The following is a 21510-nucleotide window of genomic DNA, read 5'->3' on the forward strand; positions in this document are numbered from 1 at the left end:
ATTTAACGACAGGGCTGTAAGGTAAGGTGAAAAAGATAAAACGGGCCATGCGAGTCATGCCATCCTGGCTGCTGATAGCGGGCATAACGCTTTTTTCAGCCGCAGCACAGGCCGGCGTAGCGCTGGGCGCAACGCGGGTTATTTTTCCAGCGGATCAGAAGCAGGTGCCGCTTGCGGTTATCAGCAATAAAGACAATGGTACCTGGCTTATTCAGTCATGGGTTGAAAATAGCGCCGGCAAAAAAGATCCGCGCTTTATTGTCACGCCGCCGCTGTTTGCCATGGCGGGAAAAAAAGAGAATACCCTGCGGATCGTCAATGCGACGGACAACCGGCTGCCGCAGGATCGCGAAAGTCTGTTCTGGCTGAACGTCAAAGCCATTCCGGCAATGGATAAGGGAAAACTGAACAGCAATACGCTTCAGCTGGCGATCATCAGCCGCATAAAGCTCCTCTATCGCCCGGAAAAGCTGACGCCGGCGCCGGAGCAGGCCGCGCAAAAATTAGCCTTTCGTCGCCGCGGTTCGCGCCTGATGCTCATTAACCCTACGCCCTATTATCTGACCGTTACCGAATTAAAAGCCGGGAGCCGCGCGCTGGATCATGCGCTGGTGCCCCCCCTGGGGGAGACGTCGGTCAGCCTGCCGGCTGATGCCGGTAACACGATTACCTGGCAGACGATCAATGATTATGGCGCTCTGACGCCGCCGCTACATCATTCACTGTAACCATTGCCGGGATCGGCCCGCAATATCGCTGAATATAACAATAAGAACTTATCGCCGGGTGATTTCACGCCGGAGGGACTATGTCATATTGGAAATATGGACTGTCGCATATTTATTTTCGCGCGATTAACCTGTTGATCAGGGCGCCGCTGGCATTCTGCGTTGCCGTTCAGCCGACCTTCGTCGAGGCGGCGCTGTGGTTTAATCCGCGCTTTCTGGCAGACGATCCGGCGGCCGTGGCCGACCTCTCGCGATTTGAAAAAGGGCAGGAGCTGCCGCCGGGGATCTACCGGGTCGATATTTATCTCAACGATCAATTTATCGCCACCCGCGACGTGACTTTTCACGAAGGGAAAAACCCGCAGGGGTTACTGCCCTGCCTGACGCTAAATCAGCTCGCCGCGATGGGGGTGGATACCCCCGCCGCAGCCCCGCAGGCCGACCGCTGCCGGGATCTTACCGACATTATCCGCGAGGCGACCAGCCGCCTTGACGTAGGCGAACAGCGTCTTTACCTCACTGTGCCGCAGGCATCCATGGGCAACCGCGCGCGCGGCTATATTCCCCCTTCGCAGTGGGATCAGGGCATTACGGCAGGCCTGCTGAACTATAACTTTAGCGGTGGCAGCATGCGCAGCGGGGGCAGCAGCAGCAGTACGGCCTACCTGAATGTGCAGAGCGGTTTTAACGCCGGCGCCTGGCGGCTGCGGGATAACACGACATGGCGCTACATGCGCGCCGATGGTGCCGCCAGCCGGAGCCGCTGGCAGCATATTAACAGCTGGCTGGAGCGCGATATTGCGCCGCTGCGCTCCCGGCTGACCGTCGGGGACAGCTACACCAGCGGCGATATCTTTGACGGTATCAACTTTCGCGGCGTACAGCTGGCCACCGACGATAATATGCTGCCGGACAGTCAGAAGGGATTTGCGCCGGAAGTTCGCGGTATTGCGCGCGGCACGGCGCAGGTCACTATCAAACAAAATGGCTATGAAATTTACCAGAGCACGGTGCCGCCGGGCCCGTTTGTGATTAACGATCTGTATGCCGCCGGCAACGGCGGCGATCTGCAGGTGGCTATCAAAGAGGCCGACGGCACAGCGCAGACCTTCACCGTGCCCTGGTCCTCGGTCCCGCTCCTGCAGCGCGAGGGGCACACCCGCTACGCGCTGACTGCCGGAGAATACCGCAGCGGCGGCGGCCGGCAGAAGCAGCCGACGCTGCTGCAGGCGACCTTTCTGCACGGGCTGCCCTCCGGCTGGACGCTGTACGGCGGCAGCCAGTTCGCCTCCCGCTATCGCGCCTTTAATTTGGGGGCGGGTAAAAATATGGGTGAGGCGGGAGCGGTCTCGCTGGATATTACCCAGGCGCAGGCCCGGCTGGCGGACGGCAGCCGGCACCAGGGGCAGTCCGTGCGGCTTCTCTACAGCAAATCGCTGAATGCCACCGGCACCAACGTCCAGCTTATGGGCTACCGCTATTCCACGCGCGGCTACTATACGCTGGCCGACACGGCGTGGCGGCAGATGTCCGGCTATCGGAGCGAGGAGGATGAACAGGGGCTGCCGGGCGAGCGCCGGATCGCCGATGAATATAATCTTCGCTTCAGCAGGCGCGGCAGGCTCCAGGTGAACATCAACCAGCAGCTGGGGTCAGCCTCGACCCTTTACCTGAGCGGCAGCCATCAGACTTACTGGTCAACCGGCAGGGCAGATGAGCAGCTCCAGATCGGTTTTAACAGCGTGGTGGAGGATATCAGCTGGACCCTCAGCTACAGCCTGACGAAAACGGCCTGGCAGCGCGGGCGCGATAGCCTGCTGGCCTTCAATCTCAATATCCCCTTCAGCCACTGGCTGAACTCCAGCAGCCATCCGGCCTGGCGGCGGGCCAGCGCCAGCTACAGTATGTCGCGCGATCTGCACGGGCGGGTGACCCAGCTGGCCGGGCTGTACGGCACGCTGCTTGAGGAGAGAAACCTCAGCTACAGCATGCAGACCGGCTACGCTCGGGGCGGCGCCGGCAGCCGCAGCGAAACCGGCTACGCATCGCTGAATTACCGCGGCAGCAGCGGCAATGCCAACGTTGGCTACAGCCGCGGCGACGGGGCGAAACAGCTCTACTACGGTATCAGCGGCGGTATTCTCGCTCACGCCAATGGCGTCACTCTCAGCCAGCCGCTCAACGACACCGTGGTACTGGTAAAGGCCCCCGGCGCGGGCGACGTTAAAGTCGAAAACCAGACGGGGGTGCGCACCGACGGGCGCGGATATGCCGTGCTGCCCTACGCCATGGAGTACCGGGAGAACCGCGTCGCTCTCGATACCACCACGCTCGCGGACAACGTCGATCTTGACGATACGGTGGTTAACGTCGTGCCGACTTATGGCGCCGTTGTGCGCGCCGATTTTAATGCCAGGGTGGGCGTCAAAATGGTGCTGAAGCTGCTGCACAACGGCAGGCCGGTGCCGTTCGGCGCCCAGGTCACCGCCGGCAGCGTCCACAGCATCGTGGCGGACGACGGTGAAGTCTATCTGAGCGGCATGGCGCCGGCGGATAAGGTTGAGGTGCGGTGGGGGAGCGGCCCGGGCGGACGCTGTGAGGCCCGCTATGCGCTGGCCGGATCGCGCTCCCGCACGGCGCTGGCCCGCACCACGGCGATATGCCGCTGAGGAAAATGATAATGATAGCCAGAGCCGTACCCCTCATCACCGCCTCGCTGCTGGCGCTCTGCGCCGGCGCGCGCGCTGACGGCGGCAGCACGATTGAGATTAGCGGCTACGTGCGGGACAACGCCTGCGAGGTGGCCGGGGATTCAAAGGATTTTGAGGTTGATTTGCTGAAAAACTCCGCCCGCCAGCTTCGTACGGTGGGCGCCGCCACGCCGCAGGTTCTCTTCCGGATCTTCCTCTCCCGCTGCGGTGGTTCAGCCACCGCCGTGAGGGTGGGGTATAGCGGCCCCGCAGACGATGAAAACAGCGCCCTGCTCAGGCTCGATCCCGGCGGCTCTGCGGCGTCAGGCGCCGGGATCCAGATTCTGGATCACCAGCAGGTGCCGCTGCCCATTAACGCACCGCCCGCTTCCCTGCGCTGGATAACGCTCCATCCGGGCGAGAGCAATACGCTTAATTTTTACGCAAGGCTGATGGCGACCCGCGTCCCGGTGACCGCCGGGCAGGTGCGCGCTACCGCGACATTTACCGTGGAATTTCAGTAACCGGAGTTGATGATGAGAGAAAAGGCCAGCCGCTACTTCGCGGTCTGCATCCTGGCCGCGACGGCGCTGGGCGCTGCGGCAGCGGACGTGACCATTACCGTTAACGGCAGGGTGGTGGCCAGACCCTGCACGGTGTCCACCGACAGGGCGACGGTCGCCCTGGGCGATCTCTATACCTACGACCTGCAGAGCGCCGGGGCATCGTCACCGTGGCACAGCGTTGAGCTCCGTTTAAGCAACTGTCCGACGGGCACCTCCAGGGTAACGGCGCTGTTCAGCGGCCCGGAGGACGGCACCGGCTATTACAAGAACCAGGGCAGCGCGGGCAATATTCAGCTGGAACTGCAGGACGACCGCGGAGTCCGGCTAAATAACGGGGCAAAAAAAACGGTGGCGGTCGATGACGGCGCCCAGTCCGCCCGCTTTCCGCTTCAGGTCAGGGCGCTGTCGGTTAACGGCGGCGCGACTCAGGGCTCTGTTCAGGCGCTTATCAGCGTCACCTACACCTATTTGTAATCCCGGCGGCAAACCATGATAAGCGTTGTGAAATTACTCCTGCTGGCGCTCACCGCAGTGCCCTTATGGGCCAGTGCGTTTACCTGCAAAATCCTGTCAACCGGCCAGATGGTACAAACGGGATCGGCCAATCTGTACGTCAATCTCACGCCGCAGATAGGCATCGGGCAGAATCTGATTGTTGACCTGACTCAGGAGATTAAATGTAAAAATGACTCCGCGCCGCCGGATATCGACGTCGATCATCTGAAATTACTCAGCGGATCGGCCTACCAGGGGGCGCTTGATAATTTTTCGGGCGCCGTCTACTGGGTGGGAAAATATTATCCAATCCCGCTGACGGCCAATACGCCCTATTATTCGATATCGAATACGAGCTACGCGCCGCTTCCGCTAAAGCTATATTTAACCCCGCTCGGCGCCGCCGGCGGAAAGCTCATCAGAAGCGGCGAACTGATCGCCGTACTGAGCGTGTATAAGATTGCCACCTTTGACGGCGGGTATCCCACTACCTTTACGTGGAATATCTACGCCAACAATGACGTGGTGCTGCCGACGGGCGGCTGTGATGTCTCCTCCCGCGACGTGACGGTTACGCTGCCCGATTATCCCGCCAGCATTAAGGTGCCGGTGAATATTCACTGCGCGCAAAGCCAGCGGCTTGGCTACTCGCTCTCCGGCGCCACGGCGGATGCGGCGCATACCATATTCAGCAATACCGCCTCCGCCTCCCCCGCGTCGGGCGTCGGCGTGCAGATGCTGCGCGCGGGGCTGGCCGTGCCGGCAAATCAGCAGGTTTCGCTGGGAACGGTCGGCACCGTGCCGGTCGATCTTGGCCTGACCGCCGCCTATGCGCGCACCGGCGGGCAGGTCACTGCCGGAAATGTACAGTCGATCGTCGGGGTGACGTTCGTTTATCAGTAGGACAGGCGAATTTTTCATGTTCCGGCACCGTTCAGGCGCCGGTCCGGCGGCGCAATCGGGCATTCAGCGCAGGGGTTTTTCTGTGGTAGGGAAAATAATTTTAGTTATCTTTATGAAATGAAAGGTGATTATTTACATTCTGGTTGAGTTATCTGCGTTACTCGATCCACGTCACAATCTTATGCCAACAGCTGTAATGTCCATATCCAGGGAGGGATAGACGCTAATCCTCATTGTCCAGGCTTTGTATGCTTCAGGGCATATTATGTTCTGAATAAGCGAGTCTGATGATGTCTCATGTTAATAACGCCCTGGACCTTGCCGGTGAACACCGGCAGAAGGCCAGGAGAATGAATCTGTTTGTCTCGGTTTCTGCGGCGCTGGCGGGCCTGCTGTTCGGGCTGGATATCGGCGTTATCTCCGGCGCGCTGCCGTTTATTACCGACCATTTTAGCCTCACCAGCCGCGAGCAGGAGTGGGTCGTGAGCAGCATGATGCTGGGGGCCGCCCTCGGCGCCGTTTGCAACGGCTGGGTTTCGCACCGCCTCGGGCGCAAGTACAGTCTGATGGCCGGCGCGGCGCTGTTTATCATCGGCTCGCTCGGCTCGGCGTTTGCCAGCAACCTTGAGCTGCTGCTGCTGTTCCGCGTGCTGCTCGGGGTCGCGGTGGGCATTGCTTCCTACACCGCGCCGCTCTACCTCTCCGAAATGGCCACCGAAGACGTGCGCGGCAAGATGATCAGCCTCTACCAACTGATGATCACCTTTGGCATCGTGGTGGCTTTTCTCTCCGATACCGCCTTCAGCTACAGCGGCAACTGGCGGGCGATGCTCGGCGTGCTGGCGATCCCGGCGGTAGTGCTGTTTGCGATGGTTGTTTTCCTGCCCAACAGCCCGCGCTGGCTGGCGGCGAAAGGACTGCATGTTGAAGCGGAAGAGGTGCTGCGCATGCTGCGCGATACCTCCGACAAGGCGCGCCAGGAGCTCAACGAGATCCGCGAAAGCCTGCGCATGAAGCAGGGCGGCTTTACGCTGTTTAAAAGCAATAAGAACGTTCGCCGGGCGGTGTTTCTCGGCATGCTGCTGCAGGGGATGCAGCAGTTCACCGGTATGAACATCATCATGTACTACGCCCCGCAAATCTTTAAAATGGCCGGCTTCCGGACCACCCACGAGCAGATGATCGCCACCGTGGTGGTGGGGCTGACCTTTATGTTCGCCACCTTTATCGCCGTGTTCACCGTCGATAAGGCCGGGCGCAAGCCGATCCTCAAAATTGGCTTCTCGGTGATGGCCTTCGCTACCCTGGTGCTGGGCTACTGCCTGATGAAGGCCGGGGAGGGTGATATCAGCAGCGGCCTCTCCTGGGTCTCCGTCGGCATGACCATGCTGTGCATCGGCGGCTACGCCATGAGCGCCGCGCCGGTGGTGTGGATCCTGTGCTCGGAAATTCAGCCGCTGAAGTGCCGCGACTTCGGCATCACCTGCTCAACCACCACCAACTGGGTGGCGAATATGATTATCGGCGCCACCTTCCTGTCGCTGCTCGGCAGCATCGGCGCCGCCGGCACTTTCTGGCTCTATACCGGCTTTAACCTGCTGTTTATCGCCATCACCTTCTGGCTGGTGCCGGAAACCAAGGGCGTCACGCTGGAGCATATTGAGAAGAACCTGATGGCCGGGAATAAGCTGCGCGATCTGGGCAAGTAACCATTTTGCCTCCGCCTGCCGCAAAGCGATCGGTGACGATCGCTTTGTTTCTCCCGCCTGCGTCTCCGCATCGCCGGATGCTATTTCGCCCGCCGCACGCGGGGTCAGTCCGGCTGGCAATCATAAGCCGCGTTAAACGATCAGCACGTTTTGTGCGGCAGTTTTGCGAACCAGAGCACATTCACTGTTCGCAGGACGCCACATCTGTTGCTACCATTTAGATCATTTCATTGACATATATTATACATGGCCCTACCGCATTCTCTGCGGGCGGCGCCAGCGATTTACCCCGCCGCGCGGCCTGAAGCCTCCAGCAGCCGGCGCGAGGCGGATTAGCGTGACTGCAGGCATGAGGAACGCGCTGCAGTTTTGGTGTCTGTTTTCCACTGCGAGAGTTTCACTCTTTTCGGGAACCGACATTTGGGTCCTGTCAGACTATCGCAACGCCAGGGAAAATTATTTGCCAGAGCTGCAGTGCCTCTTCCGTGATTAACCCTGACAATCAGCATTGCGCTATTGTTGCCGGGATCCGCCTGCATAAATTTGCCGGGCGCAAAATCGAAGCCCTTCGCAATAAATGCCCTCATTTTCCCGGGCGGATAATCACCGCCGCATTTTTACGGCAACCCTTGACCCGCAGCAAGGTAGCGCCAATAAACCCCGCGCATAATCAGCGCCGTTTCTTATTAACCTGGTGTCACTATGGCGTATCAACTCAATCTTAACTGGCCGGAATTTCTTGAGAAATACTGGCAAAAAAAACCTGTCGTGCTGAAAAACGCATTTCCGAACTTTGTCGATCCGATTACGCCCGATGAGCTGGCGGGACTGGCGATGGAGCCGGAGGTCAGCAGCCGGCTGGTGAGCCATAGCGACGGTCAGTGGCAGGCCAGCTACGGCCCGTTTGAACACTTCGATGAGCTGGGCGAAACCGGCTGGTCGATTCTCTGCCAGGCGGTGAACCACTGGCACATGCCCTCCGCCGAGCTGGTGCGCCCGTTTCGCGTTCTGCCGGAGTGGCGGCTGGACGATCTGATGATCTCCTACTCGGTGCCCGGCGGCGGCGTCGGGCCGCACATTGATAACTACGATGTGTTTATTATTCAGGGCATGGGCCGCCGCCGCTGGCGGGTGGGCGACGCGCTGCCGATGCGCCAGTTCTGCCCGCATCCGGCCCTGCTGCACGTCGATCCCTTCGAGCCGATCATTGACGAAGAGATGGAACCCGGCGATATCCTCTATATTCCGCCGGGATTCCCGCACGATGGTTTTACCTATGAAGATACGCTCAACTACTCCGTCGGCTTTCGCGGGCCCAACGGGCGCGACTTCCTCTCCGGCTTTGCCGACTATGCGCTGGAAAACGATCTCGGCGGCGTCCACTATGCCGATCCCGACCTGACGGTTCGCCAGCACGCGGGGCGCGTGGAAGGCTACGAGCTGGATCGCGTACGCGGCATGATGATCGACATGCTGAAGCAGCCGGAAGATTTTAAGCAGTGGTTTGGCCGCTTTGTCTCCACGCCGCGCCACGAGCTGGATATTGCCCCGGCGGAGCCGCCTTACGCGCCGGAAGAAGTGCGCGAGGCGCTGCTGAATGGCGAGACGCTGACCCGCCTGAGCGGCCTGCGGGTGCTCAACGTTGAGGGCAGCTTCTTTATTAACGGCGAGGCCTACGCGCCGGCCGATGCCCGCGCCACCGATCTGCTGAGCCGCTATACCGAGGTTGACGCTCTGTTGCTGGGCGAGGCGCTGGACAACCCGGCGTTCGTTGCCGCGCTGGCGGAGCTGGTGAATCAGGGCTACTGGTACTTCGGTGAGTAAATGAAAACGCCTGCGGATGCAGGCGTTAAACGGTGAGTAAAGCGTCAGCGTCGGCGAAATGCCCGGTGGCGCTGCGCTTACGGCCTACAATGCGTGAATGCCATAGCAGTATCAACAGCACTGAATTGGTAGGCCTGGCAAGCGAAGCGCCGCCCGGCAATATACTCACTTCATTACCGCTGAGCGCACCCCGCGCACTGCTTATTCTGGATCTGCTGGAAGAAGTCATTCCCCTTATCGTCCACCAGAATAAACGCCGGGAAGTTCTCGACTTCAATTTTCCAGATAGCCTCCATCCCCAGCTCCGGGTACGCCACGCACTCCAGGCGCTTAATGCTCTGCTGCGCCAGCACCGCCGCCGGGCCGCCGATGCTGCCGAGGTAGAAGCCGCCGTGTTTCTCGCAGGCGTCGGTCACCTGTTGGCTGCGGTTGCCCTTCGCCAGCATCACCATGCTCGCGCCGTGGGACTGGAGCAGATCGACGTAGCCGTCCATGCGCCCGGCGGTGGTCGGGCCGAGGGAGCCGGAGGCGTAGCCTTCCGGGGTCTTCGCCGGGCCCGCGTAGTAGATCGGATGATCTTTCACGTACTGCGGCAGCGCCTCGCCGTTATCCAGCAGCTCTTTAAGCTTCGCGTGGGCGATATCGCGGGCGACGATAATGGTGCCGCTGAGGTTCAGGCGGGTGGAGACCGGATGGGCGGAGAGCTGTCTGCGGATCTCGCTCATCGGCTGGTTGAGGTCGATATTGACCACGCGGCCTTCGCCCTGCTGGCGCAGCGCCTCGGGGATGTACTGGCCCGGATTAGCCTCCAGCTTCTCGATCCAGATGCCGTGGCGGTTGATTTTGGCCTTGATGTTGCGGTCGGCGGAGCAGGAGACGCCCATGCCGATCGGGCAGGAGGCGCCGTGGCGCGGCAGGCGAATAACGCGGATATCGTGGGCGAAGTACTTGCCGCCGAACTGCGCGCCGAGGCCGAGATTCTGCGCTTCGGCCATCAGCGCCTGCTCAAGCTGCACGTCGCGGAAGGCCCGGCCGTGCGCGTTACCTTCGGTGGGCAGGCCGTCGTAGTAGCGGGCGGAGGCCAGCTTCACGGTTTTCAGCGTCGCTTCCGCCGAGGTGCCGCCAATCACGAAGGCGATGTGGTACGGCGGGCAGGCGGCGGTACCCAGGGTGCGCATCTTCTCCACCAGGTAGTTCTTCAGCCGCGCCGGGGTAATCAGCGCCTTGGTTTCCTGATAGAGGTAGGTTTTGTTGGCCGAGCCGCCGCCCTTGGCCATGCACAGGAACTTGTACTCGTCGCCGTCCACGCTGTAGAGGTCAATCTGCGCCGGCAGGTTGGTGCCGGTATTGACCTCTTTATACATATCCAGCGGCGCGTTCTGCGAGTAGCGCAGATTGTCTTCGGTGTAGGTGTCATATACGCCGCGCGCCAGGGCCGCTTCGTCGCCGCCGCCGGTCCACACGTTCTGACCTTTTTTACCCATGATGATGGCGGTGCCGGTGTCCTGGCAGGTCGGCAGCACGCCCTTGGCGGCGATTTCCGAGTTGCGCAGGAACTGCAGCGCCACGTACTTGTCGTTGTCGCTGGCTTCCGGGTCCAGCAGGATGGACGCTACCTGCCGCTGGTGGGAGGCGCGCAGCATAAAGGCCGCATCGTGAAAGGCCTGCTTCGCCAGCAGGGTCAGCGCTTCGGGTTCGACCTTCAGCATCTCCTGACCGTTAAAGTCGACGACGCTGACGTGTTCTTTGCTCAGCAGGTAGTATTCGGTATCGTCAGCGGCCAGCGGGAAGGGGCTCTGGTAGACAAAAGGTTTGTTTGACATAACTCACTCCACAAATTGAAAAAAACCGCCGGGGAGTACCCCGGCGGTTAGTAATCAGAACAGCATCAGCATCCACGGATAGCCAATCAGCAGCAGGGCGGCGAGGAAGATGGCGCCAAAGATAGTGCCGAGGCGCCAGTAGTCTTTGGTCGGCAGGTAGCCGCTGCCGTAGTAAATCGGGCTCGGCCCGGTGCCGTACGGGGTGATGATCCCCATAATCCCCAGCGAAGTGACCATCAGCATGCAGAACACCTGCATGTTAATGCCCGGAATGGTCGAGGCGATGGTCAGCATCGCCGGCAGCAGGGCGGTGGTGTGCGCCGTGGTGCTGGCAAACAGATAGTGCAGCAGGTAGAAGGCCAGCAGCAGGACGATGGTCGCCGTACCCGGCGAGATGCCGCTCATCAGCGCGCCGCCCTCTTTACCCAGCCAGGTGATAAAACCGGTGGAGGAGAGGCCGTCGGCCAGCGCCACCAGGGTGGCGAACCAGACGAAGGTGTTCCATGCGGCCTTGTTGCTGGTGATGTCGTTCCACTCCAGTACGCCGGTCCACAGCATCAGAACGATAATCAGCAGGGCGGCCATCGCCGGTTCGATCCACTGGGCGGCGAAGATCCACATCACCAGCGCGCAGCAGACGAACACCAGCAGCAGAATTTCATTGCGCGACAGCTTGCCGAGCTTTTCCAGCTCGCGGGCGGCCCACAGCGGCACTTCGTCGTTGACCTTCACTTCCGGCGGATAGAGCCAGAAGGCCAGCAGCGGCATCACCAGGATCAGCAGGATGCCGACCGGCAAAAAGGCCATAAACCACGAGCCCCAGGAGATATCCAGGCCGGTAATGCTTTTCACCAGCGCCTGGGCCAGCAGGTTCGGCGCCAGCGCGGAGAGGAACATCGAACTGGTGATGCAGGCGGCGGTAATGGCGACCCACATCAGGTAGGAACCGATGCGCTTAGAGCTGGGATCGTTGGGCTTCGAGCCGTACAGCGGCGGCAGGTTCGCGATGATCGGGTAGATGGTCCCGCCGCTGCGCGCGGTGTTGGATGGGGTAAACGGCGCCAGCAGCAGATCCGCGAAGGTAATGGCGTAGCCCAGCGTCAGGCTGCGGCGGCCGAGGTATTTCACCAGGATCAGCGCCAGGCGGCGGCCGAAGCGGGTTTTATCATAGCCAGCGGCGAACATAAAGGCGCCGAAGATAAGCCACACGGTAGAGTTGCCGAAGCCGCTCACCGCCCACTTAAAAGAGGCGCTGGCGAGCTTAAACTTCTCCGCCGACATCTGCTCGGGGCTGAACAGCAGCCACTGGCTGGCGAGCGCGATGACCACCACGCCGGTGAGGCCGATAACGGCGCCCGGCAGCGGCTCAAAGATCAGACCGACGATCACGCCGACGAAGATAGCGAAGTAGTGCCAGGCATACGGCGGCAGGCCGTCCGGCACCGGAACGAATAGCAGAAGCACTGCCACCACGATCGGCAGCGCCAGCATGATAAGGCGCTTGCTGCTGCCACCTTTCACGTTACCCGCAGGCGGGTTGGTTGCTGTTTTCTCTTTCATAGGAGTTACCCGTAGTTTAAAAATTCTTTTTGCCTGCGCCAGCTCTGCTTATTTCCTGTGATGCACTGTTAATTACTTTAGTTATTTTACTTTCTTTAATTAATAATGCCGCAGATGATTGCCGTCTGACGCATGTATTTAACGCTGGAAAACGTGCGCTAAATTAAATTGAGTGATTAATTGATATATTGCGCTCTGGTGATGAATTACAATTGATCGAGATCAAAAAACGCAGTTAATGACATTTATTTTTTAATTTTTGAATAACCACAATGTAGCATGTTGGTATTATTTTGTGGTGAAGGTAAATGTTAAATTTTATTTGCATGAAAATTCTTTTGACACAGGTGCTTTCTTTCATCTGATTGATTTATTATCGTTTTTTATTTTTTCTGTTACTCTATCTTAGTTAACAATGGTAGCCTGATTGTTATTATTAATGTGATATTTGTAAAATTTACATTTTTAAATGATAATACTTTATGGCTAGTGCTGTTTTTGCAGGTATTAAATAGTTTTTTAACTAATGTAATTGTTTTAGTAACTAAAAATAGCTCTATATTATTACTATGAAAGGCGAACCAAGAAATACAACGAAAATACTCTCGCCAGCGAATTCGTAATTTTTAAATTTTAAATTTCTGGAGCCTGTTATGACCAGCCACTCTACCATTCTGAGTCCTTTCACATTACCCAACGGCAGCGAGCTGAAAAACCGCCTGCTGATGGCCCCGATGACCACCTGTTCCGGCTATTTTGACGGCACCGTCAGCAGCGAACTGGTGGAGTATTACCGCGTTCGCGCCGGCAGCATCGGCACCATCATCGTCGAGTGCTGCTTTATTGACGATCTCGGCCTCGCGTTTCCGGGCGCTATCGGCATTAATAACGATGCTAAAATTGCCGGGCTGGCAAAAATCGCCGCGGCCATTCAGGCGGAAGGGTCAAAAGCCATTCTGCAGATCTACCACGGCGGGCGCATGGTCGATCCGCTGCTGATCGGCGGCCGCACGCCGGTGGCCCCCAGCGCGGTGGCGGCGCCGCGTCCCGGCGCCGCCACGCCGCGCGCGCTGACCGGCGAAGAGGTCGAAGCCACCATTGCCCGGTTCGGCGACGGCGTGCGCCGCGCCATCCAGGCCGGCTTTGACGGCGTGGAGATCCACGGCGCCAACACCTATCTTATCCAGCAGTTCTACTCCCCGAACTCTAACCAGCGCACCGACGAGTGGGGCGGCAGCCGCGATAACCGGGCGAAATTCCCGCTGGCGGTGCTCGATATTACCCACAAAATGGCCCGCCAGTACGCCGACGATGCCTTTATCATCGGCTACCGCTTCTCACCGGAAGAGCTGGAAGAACCCGGCATCCGCTTCGAGGACACGATGTACCTGCTGGAGAAGCTGGCGGCGCGCGGTCTCGACTACCTGCACTTCTCGCTGGGCGCCAGCCTGCGCCCGTCGATCAACGATACCCGCGATCCGACGCCGCTGATTGAAAAATACTGCGCCCTGCGCTCTGAAGCCCTGGCCCAGGTGCCGGTAATGGGCGTCGGCGGCGTAGTTAATCTCGCCGACGCGGAGGAGGGCATCCGCCACGGCTACGACCTGATCTCCGTGGGACGGGCCACCATCGCCTGGCCGGACTGGACCGACCGCATCGCCCGCGGCGATACCCTGGAGCTGTTTATCGACAGCACGCAGCGCGAGGCGCTGAACATCCCCGAGCCGCTGTGGCGCTTCTCGCTGGTGGAGGCGATGATCCGCGACATGAGCATGGGTGAGGCGAAGTTTAAGCCGGGCGTCTTTACCGAAAGCGTGCAGGACGAACAGAACGAGCTGGTGCTGAATATCCGCCTCGACGGTGACCGCATTGCCGATATCGAGATGGTTGATGGTCCGCAGCAGGTCGAGTTTGTGACCACCTTTGAAGAGATCAAAACCCGCATCCTCGATGCCAACACCCCGCACGTGGACGCCATCTCCGGGGCCACCAGCCAGAGCGAGGCGGTGAAAAAAGCGGTCTCGAAAGCGATGGTGAAATCCAGCAGGGCCCGGGCGCTGGAAGAGGGCGCCGACGCCCGCGCGCCGAAGAGCTACGACGTGGTGGTGGTCGGCAGCGGCGGCGCCGGGCTGGCGGCGGCGATCCAGGCCCACGACGAAGGCGCCAGCGTGCTGATCGTCGAGAAGATGCCGACCATCGGCGGCAACACCATCAAGGCGTCCGCCGGGATGAACGCCGCTGAGACCCGCTTTCAGCGCGTGAAGGGTATTCAGGACAGCAAGGAACTGTTTTACGCTGAAACCCTTAAAGGCGGCGGCAACAAAAACAACCCCGAGCTGCTTCAGCGCTTCGTCGAAAATGCCCCCGAGGCCATCGAGTGGCTGGCGCGCCGCGGCATCATGCTTAACGACATCACCACCACCGGCGGCATGAGCATCGACCGCACCCACCGCCCGCGCGACGGGTCGGCGGTCGGCGGCTATCTGATAAGCGGCCTGGTGCGCAACGTCAACAAGCGCGGCATCGACGTCATGCTCGACACCGAAGTGGATGAGATCCTGTTCGACGGCGGCGAAGTGCGCGGCGTGCGCCTGCTGACCGACGAAAAAGAGGTCATCACCGTTCAGGCGAAAAGCGTGGTGGTCGCCACCGGCGGCTTCAGCGCCAACAGTCAGATGGTGGTGAAATACCGTCCGGACCTCGAAGGCTTTGTCACTACCAACCACAAAGGCGCCACCGGCGGCGGTATCGCCCTGCTGGAGCGCATCGGCGCGAATACCGTTGATATGGGCGAGATCCAGATCCACCCGACGGTCGAGCAGAACACCTCCTACCTGATTTCCGAGTCGATTCGCGGCGGCGGCGCTATTCTCGTCAATCAGCAGGGCGAACGCTTCTATAATGAGATGTCGACCCGCGATAAAGTCTCTGCCACAATCATCGCCCTGCCGGAGCACTACGCCTATATCGTCTTCGACGAGCACGTGCGGGCGAAAAACAGGGCGGCGGACGAGTACATCGCTAAAGGTCTGGTGACCAGCGCCAGCTCGCCGCGCGAACTGGCGGCGACCCTGGGGCTGGAGGAAGATGCCTTCCTCGCCACCCTTGAGCGCTACAACGGCTTTGTGGCAAAACAGCACGACGATGATTTTGGCCGCACCACCGCGCTGCGTGCGCCAATAAATGAGGGGCCGTTCCACGCGATCCGCATCGCGCCGGGGGTTCACCACACCATGGGCGGCGTGACCGTTAATACCCGCACCGAAGTGCTGAACGCGCGCCAGCAGGTGATACCGGGGGCCTTTGCCGCCGGGGAAGTGGTCGGCGGGATCCACGGCGGCAACCGCATCGGCGGCAATGCGGTGGCGGATATTATTATTTTTGGTACCCTGGCGGGGCATCAGGCGGCGGTGCGGGGGAAATGTTAAGTCGATCTCCCGGCCCGCGCCTTTTCAGGCCCGGAGCCGGGGATGAAGATAAAGGGGAAGCATCATCATGATGAGGGCCACCGCAATGCCGAAGGATGAGTCCGTTTACAGCTACTCGGCGGTCCTGATGGGCTCCCCCATTCTGCTCAAGCTCTTTCGCCACGATGAGGCCCTCGCCGGGCGCGTTTTCGCGCTTATCAAACGCTACGAAGACCTCTTCACCGTCAACCGCGCCGAGTCCGAGGTGATGGATATCAACCGCGCCGCCGGCCAGCGGCCGGTCAGCGTCAGCGCGGCGGTTTATCAGCTTATCAAGTGCGCGAAGGCGGCCAGCGTTCCGCCCGCCAGCGCCTTTAATCTGGCCATCGGCCCGCTGGTCAAGCGCTGGCGCATCGGCTTTCAGGGCGACAGCGTGCCGCCGGAGGCGGATATTCAGGCGCTGCTGGCCATTACCCAGTCGCAGGACGTGCTGCTCGACGACGCGCGGCAGAGCGTGTTTCTGGCGAAGAAAGGAATGGAGATCGACCTCGGGGCTATCGCCAAGGGCTATATTGCCGACCGCGTGCGCGACCTGCTGCGCAAAGAGGGCGTGAGCGAGGGGCTGATTAACCTCGGCGGCAACGTGCAGACTCTGGGTGCGCCGGAAGGGGGCTGGAGCATCGGCCTGCAGAAGCCGTTTGCCGCCTCGGGCGAACTGGTGGGGGCGATTGAGGTGGTGGACAAGTCGGTCGTGACCTCCGGCACCTACGAGCGCTACTTCGAGCAGGACGGCAGGCGCTATCACCATATTCTCAACCCGCATACCGGCTATCCGCTGGACAACGAACTCGACAGCGTCACCATTATTTCCACCGACTCGCTGGACGGCGATATCTGGACCACGCTGCTCTACGGCGCGGGCGTCGAGGCCGGGCGCCAGTGGCTGGCCCGCAGGCCGGACATAGAGGCGATTTTCGTCACCAAACGCCGGGAGATCTTCCTCTCTTCCCGGCGCCACTTCCGCTTTACGCTGCTCGACGACGGCTACCGGCTTATTGACTGTACTGCTTAAGCAGGCCGTACTGTTCGGCCACCAGCCGGTAGCGGTACACCGGTCGGCCGGTGGCGCCGTAGTGAATGCTGGTAAACAGGATATTGATCTGCGCCAGCCAGATAAGATACTTGCGGCACGATACCCGGGAGATGTTGACCGCCTGGGCCAGCTCGTCGGTGGAGAATTCGCTATCGGGATGGGCGTCAATCCACTGGCAGAGGGTGCGCAGCGTCTGCGCCGTCAGCCCTTTCGGCAGCTTTTTGCTGTCCGCTACCTCGGGCGCTCCGCCGTGCAGAAGCAGGTCCACTTCCGCCTGCTGATAGTAGTCGTGGTTGTCCATCAGCTTTTTCTTGTGCAGCCAGCCGGTGAGCGCCTCTTCAAAGCGCGGGAACTGGAACGGCTTGATCAGGTAGTCCACTACGCCGTAGTGGATGGCGGTCTGCAGCGTGGCGGCGTCCGCGGCGGAGGTTATCATGATAACGTCTATCGGGCGGCCGCTGGCGCGAATGGCCGGCAGCAGATCGAGGCCGCTGTCCTGCTGCATATAGACATCCAGCAGCAGCAGATCGATCTCCGTGGCGCGGTCTTCCACCAGGGCTTTCGCGTGCGCGAGCGTCGACGCAGTAGCGCTGCAGCGGAAGCCGGGCACTCTGGCGATATACATCCGGTTCAGCTCCGCGACCATCGCATCATCATCAACAATCATTACATTAATCACGCACTCTTCCTCTCGCTGTCCCAGGGGAGATGAACAAAAAATTGGGTATAGACGCCGGGCTCGGATTCGACGCTGATGGTGCCGCCCAGTTCCCCGAGCTGCTGGCTGGCGAGGAACAGGCCCACACCGTGATTTTCGCCCTTGGTAGAAAAACCTTTAGCAAAAATAGCGCCAATATGCTCCGCTGAAATCCCCGGCCCGTCGTCGCTGACTTCACCCGAGAGCCAGCCGTTCTGATAGTGCAGCAGCAGGGTTATCTCCCCTTCCTGCTGCCCGCGCATGGCGTCCAGCGCGTTCTCAATCACGTTGCCGATCGCCGTGACCAGTACCGCCACCTGCTGCGGATTGGGGTTGTCCGGTACCTGCGTCTCGTCGGCAATGGTCAGCCGTATGCCGCACTCCCTGGCGCGGTTCATTTTCCCGAGCAGAAAGCCCGCCACCACCGGCGATTTTATCTGATGCTGCAGTGCGCCGATGTCGCTCTGATAGGTTTCGGCGGTTTGCAGGACGTAGCGCTCCAGCTGGTCGTAGCTCTTCATGCTTAGCAGGCCGAGGATCACGTGCAGCTTATTCATAAACTCGTGCGAGGTGGTGCGCAGGGCGTCCACGTAGTTGACCATGCCGTCCAGGCGCTGCATGAGCTGGCTGACCTCCGTCTTGTCGCGGAAGGTGCCGATGGCGCCAATCACCGCGCCCTGGCTGCGTACTGGCACGATGTTGCTGAGCAGCAGACGGCCGTTGCAGCCGAGCTCCCGGTCCTGCAGCGGTTCGCCGCTGGCGAGCACCTTGCGCAGATTCTCCACCAGCGCCTGATGTCCCGCGCTGTCGCCCGGCTGTCCGGAAGGCGTTGAGGCCAGCATCTGCTGCGCGGCGTGGTTAATCACCGACACCCGCCCGCGGGCGTCCACCGCCATTACGCCCTCTTTGAGCGACTGCAGCATCGCCTGACGATGCTGGAAAAGGGTGGTGATCTCCCACGGCTCCAGTCCCAGCAGCAGCCGCTTAAGGACCCGCACCAGGCAGGCGACGCCGACGGCGGCAACCAGCACGCTGAACAGGCCGCTCCACAGCATGTTTCTGCGGCTCTGGCTGACCTCTTCATCCACCTTGTCGAGCGAAATGCCGATCGCCACCACGCCAATCTGGCGGTGATTGTCATCATACACTGGCGTAAAAACGCGCAGGGCCTGGGCCAGCACGCCGTGATTGACCGCGATGTTCTCTTTTCCCGCCAGCGCCGGGCCGAGATCGTCGCCGATAAAGCGCTGGCCGACCAGCCGGTCATTGGGATGCGAATAGCGGGTCCCGCGCATGTCGGTCACTACCGCGAACAGCAGATCGTTACGCACGCGCACCGCCTGGGCCAGGGGCTGAATGATATTCAGGTGCGGATCGAGCGTCAGGGCGCGCTTCACCTCCGGGGCGTCCGCCAGCGTGCGCGCCACTGCCAGCGCGGTATCTTTCACGCCGTCGCGGGTGGCGTGGCCTATCTGCACCAGCCACAGGGTCCAGGCGAGCAGCAGTACCGCCCCGACCACGCCGCAAACCATCAGCGTGACCCGGGTGCCAAGCTTCATCGGCGGCTTCTGTTCGGCGAGAGGAAGGGGCGAGTTGCTCATGGTGAGCCCTTGATTATGCATAAAGTCTTCATTATTACCCAAAGGACATGTTTCATAAAGGCGCTTAAAAGAAGGGAATTTTCCGACTCGCGGAGGAAGCGTGAGCCTACTCGCAGGCAGGCGCTCAGAATTTACTTATAGTAAAGCGGCAACCCTATTAAATGGAGGTGATTATGAGCAGTACAGCAGCCAGTGCAGGGGCATCGCGCCGCAATCCGCAGACGGCTAACATCGATCGCCTTACGACGCGGGAAATGCTGGAGGCGATAGGCCGCGAAGACGGGAAGGTTGTGGAGGCCGTGACCGCTTGTCTGCCGGACATCGTTCGCCTTGTTGATAATGCCACCGCCACCATCAGCCGCGGCGGTCGCGTGGTGCTGGCGGGGGCGGGGGCGTCCGGGCGCGCGGCGGTGCTGGCCGCCGGTGAATTCGCCCCGGATAACAAACACGCCCTGATGGCGCTGATCGCCGGCGGCGCGCTGTCGATGATGCAGACCGTAGACGGCGTAGCGGGCGATTACGATCGCGGCCTGAAAGATCTTAAGGCCATCGCCTTTAGCGAAAATGACATGCTGATTGGCCTGAGCGTCAGCGGCAAAACGCCGTGGCTGTGGGGCGCCATGCGCTATGCCTGGTCGCTGGGAGCCCGGGTAGCGCTGATTAGCGAGGCGCTGGATACCGAAGCCGCCCAGCTGGCAGAGATTGCCATCCTGCCGCAGACCGGCCCGGAGGTAGTAGCCGGCTATAACACGCCGAAGGCGCATCTGGCGCAGAAGCATATTCTTAATATGCTCACCACCGCCCTGGCGGTGCGCAGCGGGCGGGTCTTCGGCAATCTGCGGGTAGACGTCGCCGCCAGCAGCACCCGCTGGCAGGAGCGGCAGATCGCCATCGTGATGGAAGCCGCCGGCTGCGGGCGCGAAGAGGCGAAGTCAGCCCTGGCCGCCTGCGGCAACCACTGCCGCACGGCGATCCTGATGCTGCTGAGCGGGCTGGACGCCTGGCGCGCGCGGGAGCTGCTGAGCGAAAACGGCGACAGTCTGCGCATCGCGCTGGCGGAGGCGATTGGCAGGAGTACGGTGGCGGGGTAATGGGCTACTCCCGTCAGCGGCGCGAGCGGCTGGCGGGGGATGTATGCTGGGTAAGATCATTTAGCGTCAATTTGTTTTGGCACATGCTTGGGCCTGAGTTGACAGGCAGCTTTGTGCCAGAAGCGGAAGTATTAGGCCTTCGACGGCTGCGGAAAACGCGTTGTGAACGGTGAGTCAGGGCCGATATGATTACCTGTTCTTCGGCTCGGATCATGGCGGCGATTGTGGCGCCGGGGAATAATCTCCGGGTCATGCTGCCAATACGGCTCTCGCTAGACGCTTATCGAGAGACTCAAACTATCTTCACTGAAAATACAGTATCCAGTGAAGTTATCATTTCTAATTCTCCTGATAAGGATCTGTATGGTCCTCCTTTCGGTAAAACTCTCTCCGTTATTTCTTATTTTCAAACTTACCAAAATATCGAGAAGGCACGCGAAGTATTTTGAAAAATTTTAACTTTCTGAAATGTAGAATTTTTTTGGTATAATCGAGATTGAGATGCACGTGGTCTCGCGAACCCTGCTGGGCAAGAACGGCAGGGATTTTTTTTCAATCAATATGGAGAGGAGCCTATGGCTTAATCTGTTTATAGAAGGAGAATTAAAAATGACTAAATGGACATTTGATAAAACTGTTGTTGCACAAGGGATTGCTGCACAAAACAATTCTGGACGTATTCCGGCGATTGACATTCAACAAGGCCCTGGTCTTTTGAAGCGTCATCAAAGGAAGTTGTATAAAAGCGCAATCAACTTCAGCGCGCCAATTGAGAAAGACGACTGTGGGCGATACAACCCTCCCGGGGGAAGTGTGGCGGTATGGTATGCTTCTGACTCGGCGTTAACGGCGGCGGCGGAAGCATACGGGCGCTTGTTCCATCTCAAAGGAACGATTTCTTATCCTGAATCGGTACTTTCACAACATTATATGTGCTCTGTGGATGTCGCGAGAACGGTGAAAGTGATTGATGTTGTGGCACTCTGTGAGTTGTTACATATCCCTTTGGATAGCTTAGAGAACGAGGATTACACCTTTCCTCAGTGGCTAATGGAACATCTTTATACGCATTTCGGGCATGACTATGACGGGATTGCCTATACCTCAAGACATAAGCGCTATAAGCGTTGTTATGCCTTTTGGGAACGACCGGGTAGTACACCAGCCTTTACCGATACCCCTCAGGGGATGTGGCCTTATGCTAGTTACGTCGAAACTGACGAAGGTATGTTCCCTAAGGGGTGGCACAAAGGAACGATGTCAGGTGAAGAGATGTTCGAAGAATTGCTTGGATTCGAAATTACGCCAGAACCAATGTAAATC

16 protein-coding genes are annotated in these 21510 nt (G+C 59.7%); 12 read left to right on the plus strand and 4 right to left on the minus strand.

Translation table 11 applies throughout. The annotated features are described in order from the left end of the window. Positions 1 to 47 precede the first annotated feature (47 nt). The 7 genes from ENGE1_RS22330 (at position 48) to ENGE1_RS22360 (ending at position 8915) form a co-directional block, all read left to right on the plus strand. Positions 48 to 728: a fimbria/pilus periplasmic chaperone gene (locus ENGE1_RS22330; protein WP_048254631.1), complete on the plus strand. Its 681-nt coding sequence runs from the start codon at positions 48 to 50 to the stop codon at positions 726 to 728. Between the two features lie 80 nt (positions 729 to 808). After that, on the plus strand, positions 809 to 3397 hold the full coding sequence (locus ENGE1_RS22335; RefSeq protein ID WP_048254633.1) for a fimbrial biogenesis usher protein: 2589 nt from the start codon (positions 809 to 811) through the stop codon (positions 3395 to 3397). An 11-nt stretch (positions 3398 to 3408) separates the two neighbouring features. Continuing rightward, entirely contained in the window at positions 3409 to 3942 is a 534-nt protein-coding gene (gene fimF / locus ENGE1_RS22340; RefSeq protein WP_048254634.1) for a type 1 fimbrial adaptor subunit FimF, read from the plus strand. A gap of 12 nt (positions 3943 to 3954) precedes the next feature. Next, positions 3955 to 4458, plus strand: coding sequence for a type 1 fimbrial minor subunit FimG (fimG, locus tag ENGE1_RS22345; protein ID WP_048254636.1), 504 nt, complete (start codon positions 3955 to 3957; stop codon positions 4456 to 4458). 15 nt (positions 4459 to 4473) lie between these two features. After that, positions 4474 to 5382 carry a fimbrial protein gene (locus ENGE1_RS22350; protein WP_043085408.1) on the plus strand — a complete coding sequence of 303 codons (909 nt, stop codon included), beginning with the start codon at positions 4474 to 4476 and terminating at the stop codon, positions 5380 to 5382. Between the two features lie 290 nt (positions 5383 to 5672). Further along, positions 5673 to 7091 carry a sugar porter family MFS transporter gene (locus ENGE1_RS22355; RefSeq protein ID WP_106913025.1) on the plus strand — a complete coding sequence of 473 codons (1419 nt, stop codon included), beginning with the start codon at positions 5673 to 5675 and terminating at the stop codon, positions 7089 to 7091. Positions 7092 to 7793: 702 nt separating this feature from the next. Next, the gene (locus ENGE1_RS22360) at positions 7794 to 8915 is read left to right on the plus strand and encodes a ribosomal protein uL16 3-hydroxylase (RefSeq protein ID WP_045288058.1); all 1122 of its coding nucleotides are present in this window, start codon (positions 7794 to 7796) and stop codon (positions 8913 to 8915) included. A gap of 173 nt (positions 8916 to 9088) precedes the next feature. On the opposite strand, the gene fumA is transcribed toward ENGE1_RS22360, so the two are convergent. Continuing rightward, positions 9089 to 10738: a class I fumarate hydratase FumA gene (gene fumA, locus ENGE1_RS22365; RefSeq protein WP_048254640.1), complete on the minus strand. Its 1650-nt coding sequence runs from the start codon at positions 10736 to 10738 to the stop codon at positions 9089 to 9091. A gap of 54 nt (positions 10739 to 10792) precedes the next feature. Further along, positions 10793 to 12298, minus strand: coding sequence for an anion permease (locus ENGE1_RS22370; protein ID WP_043085404.1), 1506 nt, complete (start codon positions 12296 to 12298; stop codon positions 10793 to 10795). Between the two features lie 653 nt (positions 12299 to 12951). Between ENGE1_RS22370 and ENGE1_RS22375 the strand changes: the two genes are divergently transcribed. Next, positions 12952 to 15726 carry a flavocytochrome c gene (locus ENGE1_RS22375; protein ID WP_048254642.1) on the plus strand — a complete coding sequence of 925 codons (2775 nt, stop codon included), beginning with the start codon at positions 12952 to 12954 and terminating at the stop codon, positions 15724 to 15726. Positions 15727 to 15811: 85 nt separating this feature from the next. Further along, entirely contained in the window at positions 15812 to 16777 is a 966-nt protein-coding gene (locus ENGE1_RS22380; RefSeq protein ID WP_048254651.1) for an FAD:protein FMN transferase, read from the plus strand. On the opposite strand, the gene dcuR is transcribed toward ENGE1_RS22380, so the two are convergent. Further along, positions 16758 to 17477, minus strand: coding sequence for a two-component system response regulator DcuR (dcuR, locus tag ENGE1_RS22385; protein WP_043085398.1), 720 nt, complete (start codon positions 17475 to 17477; stop codon positions 16758 to 16760). The two genes, ENGE1_RS22380 and dcuR, sit on opposite strands and share 20 nt — an antisense overlap. Then, entirely contained in the window at positions 17474 to 19096 is a 1623-nt protein-coding gene (locus ENGE1_RS22390) for a sensor histidine kinase (RefSeq protein ID WP_048254653.1), read from the minus strand. The genes dcuR and ENGE1_RS22390 overlap by 4 nt, the downstream gene beginning before the upstream one ends. 173 nt (positions 19097 to 19269) lie before the next feature. Here ENGE1_RS22390 and ENGE1_RS22395 point away from each other — a divergent pair, with 173 nt between their 5' ends. The 3 genes from ENGE1_RS22395 (at position 19270) to ENGE1_RS22400 (ending at position 21507) form a co-directional block, all read left to right on the plus strand. Further along, complete coding sequence (locus ENGE1_RS22395; RefSeq protein WP_045288053.1) at positions 19270 to 20187, plus strand: N-acetylmuramic acid 6-phosphate etherase; 918 nt, start codon at positions 19270 to 19272, stop codon at positions 20185 to 20187. 185 nt (positions 20188 to 20372) lie between these two features. Continuing rightward, positions 20373 to 20636 carry a hypothetical protein gene (locus tag ENGE1_RS29525; protein WP_139212191.1) on the plus strand — a complete coding sequence of 88 codons (264 nt, stop codon included), beginning with the start codon at positions 20373 to 20375 and terminating at the stop codon, positions 20634 to 20636. Positions 20637 to 20688: 52 nt separating this feature from the next. Further along, positions 20689 to 21507 carry an RES family NAD+ phosphorylase gene (locus tag ENGE1_RS22400; protein ID WP_255265522.1) on the plus strand — a complete coding sequence of 273 codons (819 nt, stop codon included), beginning with the start codon at positions 20689 to 20691 and terminating at the stop codon, positions 21505 to 21507. Positions 21508 to 21510: the final 3 nt, after the last annotated feature.

This window comes from Pluralibacter gergoviae ATCC 33028 = NBRC 105706 (assembly GCF_001598855.1).
GTDB lineage: Bacteria > Pseudomonadota > Gammaproteobacteria > Enterobacterales > Enterobacteriaceae > Pluralibacter > Pluralibacter gergoviae.

What these genes read in the sequence shown, in the direction of transcription:
- ENGE1_RS22395 (WP_045288053.1), top strand. Translation starts at nt 19,270, where the DNA reads ATGAGCAGTACAGCAGCCAGTGCAGGGGCATCGCGCCGCAATCCGCAG.
- fimG (WP_048254636.1), top strand. Translation starts at nt 3,955, where the DNA reads ATGAGAGAAAAGGCCAGCCGCTACTTCGCGGTCTGCATCCTGGCCGCG.
- ENGE1_RS22390 (WP_048254653.1), bottom strand. Translation starts at nt 19,096, where the DNA reads ATGAGCAACTCGCCCCTTCCTCTCGCCGAACAGAAGCCGCCGATGAAG.
- ENGE1_RS22330 (WP_048254631.1), top strand. Translation starts at nt 48, where the DNA reads ATGCGAGTCATGCCATCCTGGCTGCTGATAGCGGGCATAACGCTTTTT.
- ENGE1_RS22380 (WP_048254651.1), top strand. Translation starts at nt 15,812, where the DNA reads ATGCCGAAGGATGAGTCCGTTTACAGCTACTCGGCGGTCCTGATGGGC.
- ENGE1_RS22375 (WP_048254642.1), top strand. Translation starts at nt 12,952, where the DNA reads ATGACCAGCCACTCTACCATTCTGAGTCCTTTCACATTACCCAACGGC.
- ENGE1_RS22355 (WP_106913025.1), top strand. Translation starts at nt 5,673, where the DNA reads ATGTCTCATGTTAATAACGCCCTGGACCTTGCCGGTGAACACCGGCAG.
- fimF (WP_048254634.1), top strand. Translation starts at nt 3,409, where the DNA reads ATGATAGCCAGAGCCGTACCCCTCATCACCGCCTCGCTGCTGGCGCTC.
- ENGE1_RS22350 (WP_043085408.1), top strand. Translation starts at nt 4,474, where the DNA reads ATGATAAGCGTTGTGAAATTACTCCTGCTGGCGCTCACCGCAGTGCCC.
- fumA (WP_048254640.1), bottom strand. Translation starts at nt 10,738, where the DNA reads ATGTCAAACAAACCTTTTGTCTACCAGAGCCCCTTCCCGCTGGCCGCT.
- ENGE1_RS29525 (WP_139212191.1), top strand. Translation starts at nt 20,373, where the DNA reads ATGATTACCTGTTCTTCGGCTCGGATCATGGCGGCGATTGTGGCGCCG.
- ENGE1_RS22400 (WP_255265522.1), top strand. Translation starts at nt 20,689, where the DNA reads ATGCACGTGGTCTCGCGAACCCTGCTGGGCAAGAACGGCAGGGATTTT.
- ENGE1_RS22370 (WP_043085404.1), bottom strand. Translation starts at nt 12,298, where the DNA reads ATGAAAGAGAAAACAGCAACCAACCCGCCTGCGGGTAACGTGAAAGGT.
- ENGE1_RS22360 (WP_045288058.1), top strand. Translation starts at nt 7,794, where the DNA reads ATGGCGTATCAACTCAATCTTAACTGGCCGGAATTTCTTGAGAAATAC.
- ENGE1_RS22335 (WP_048254633.1), top strand. Translation starts at nt 809, where the DNA reads ATGTCATATTGGAAATATGGACTGTCGCATATTTATTTTCGCGCGATT.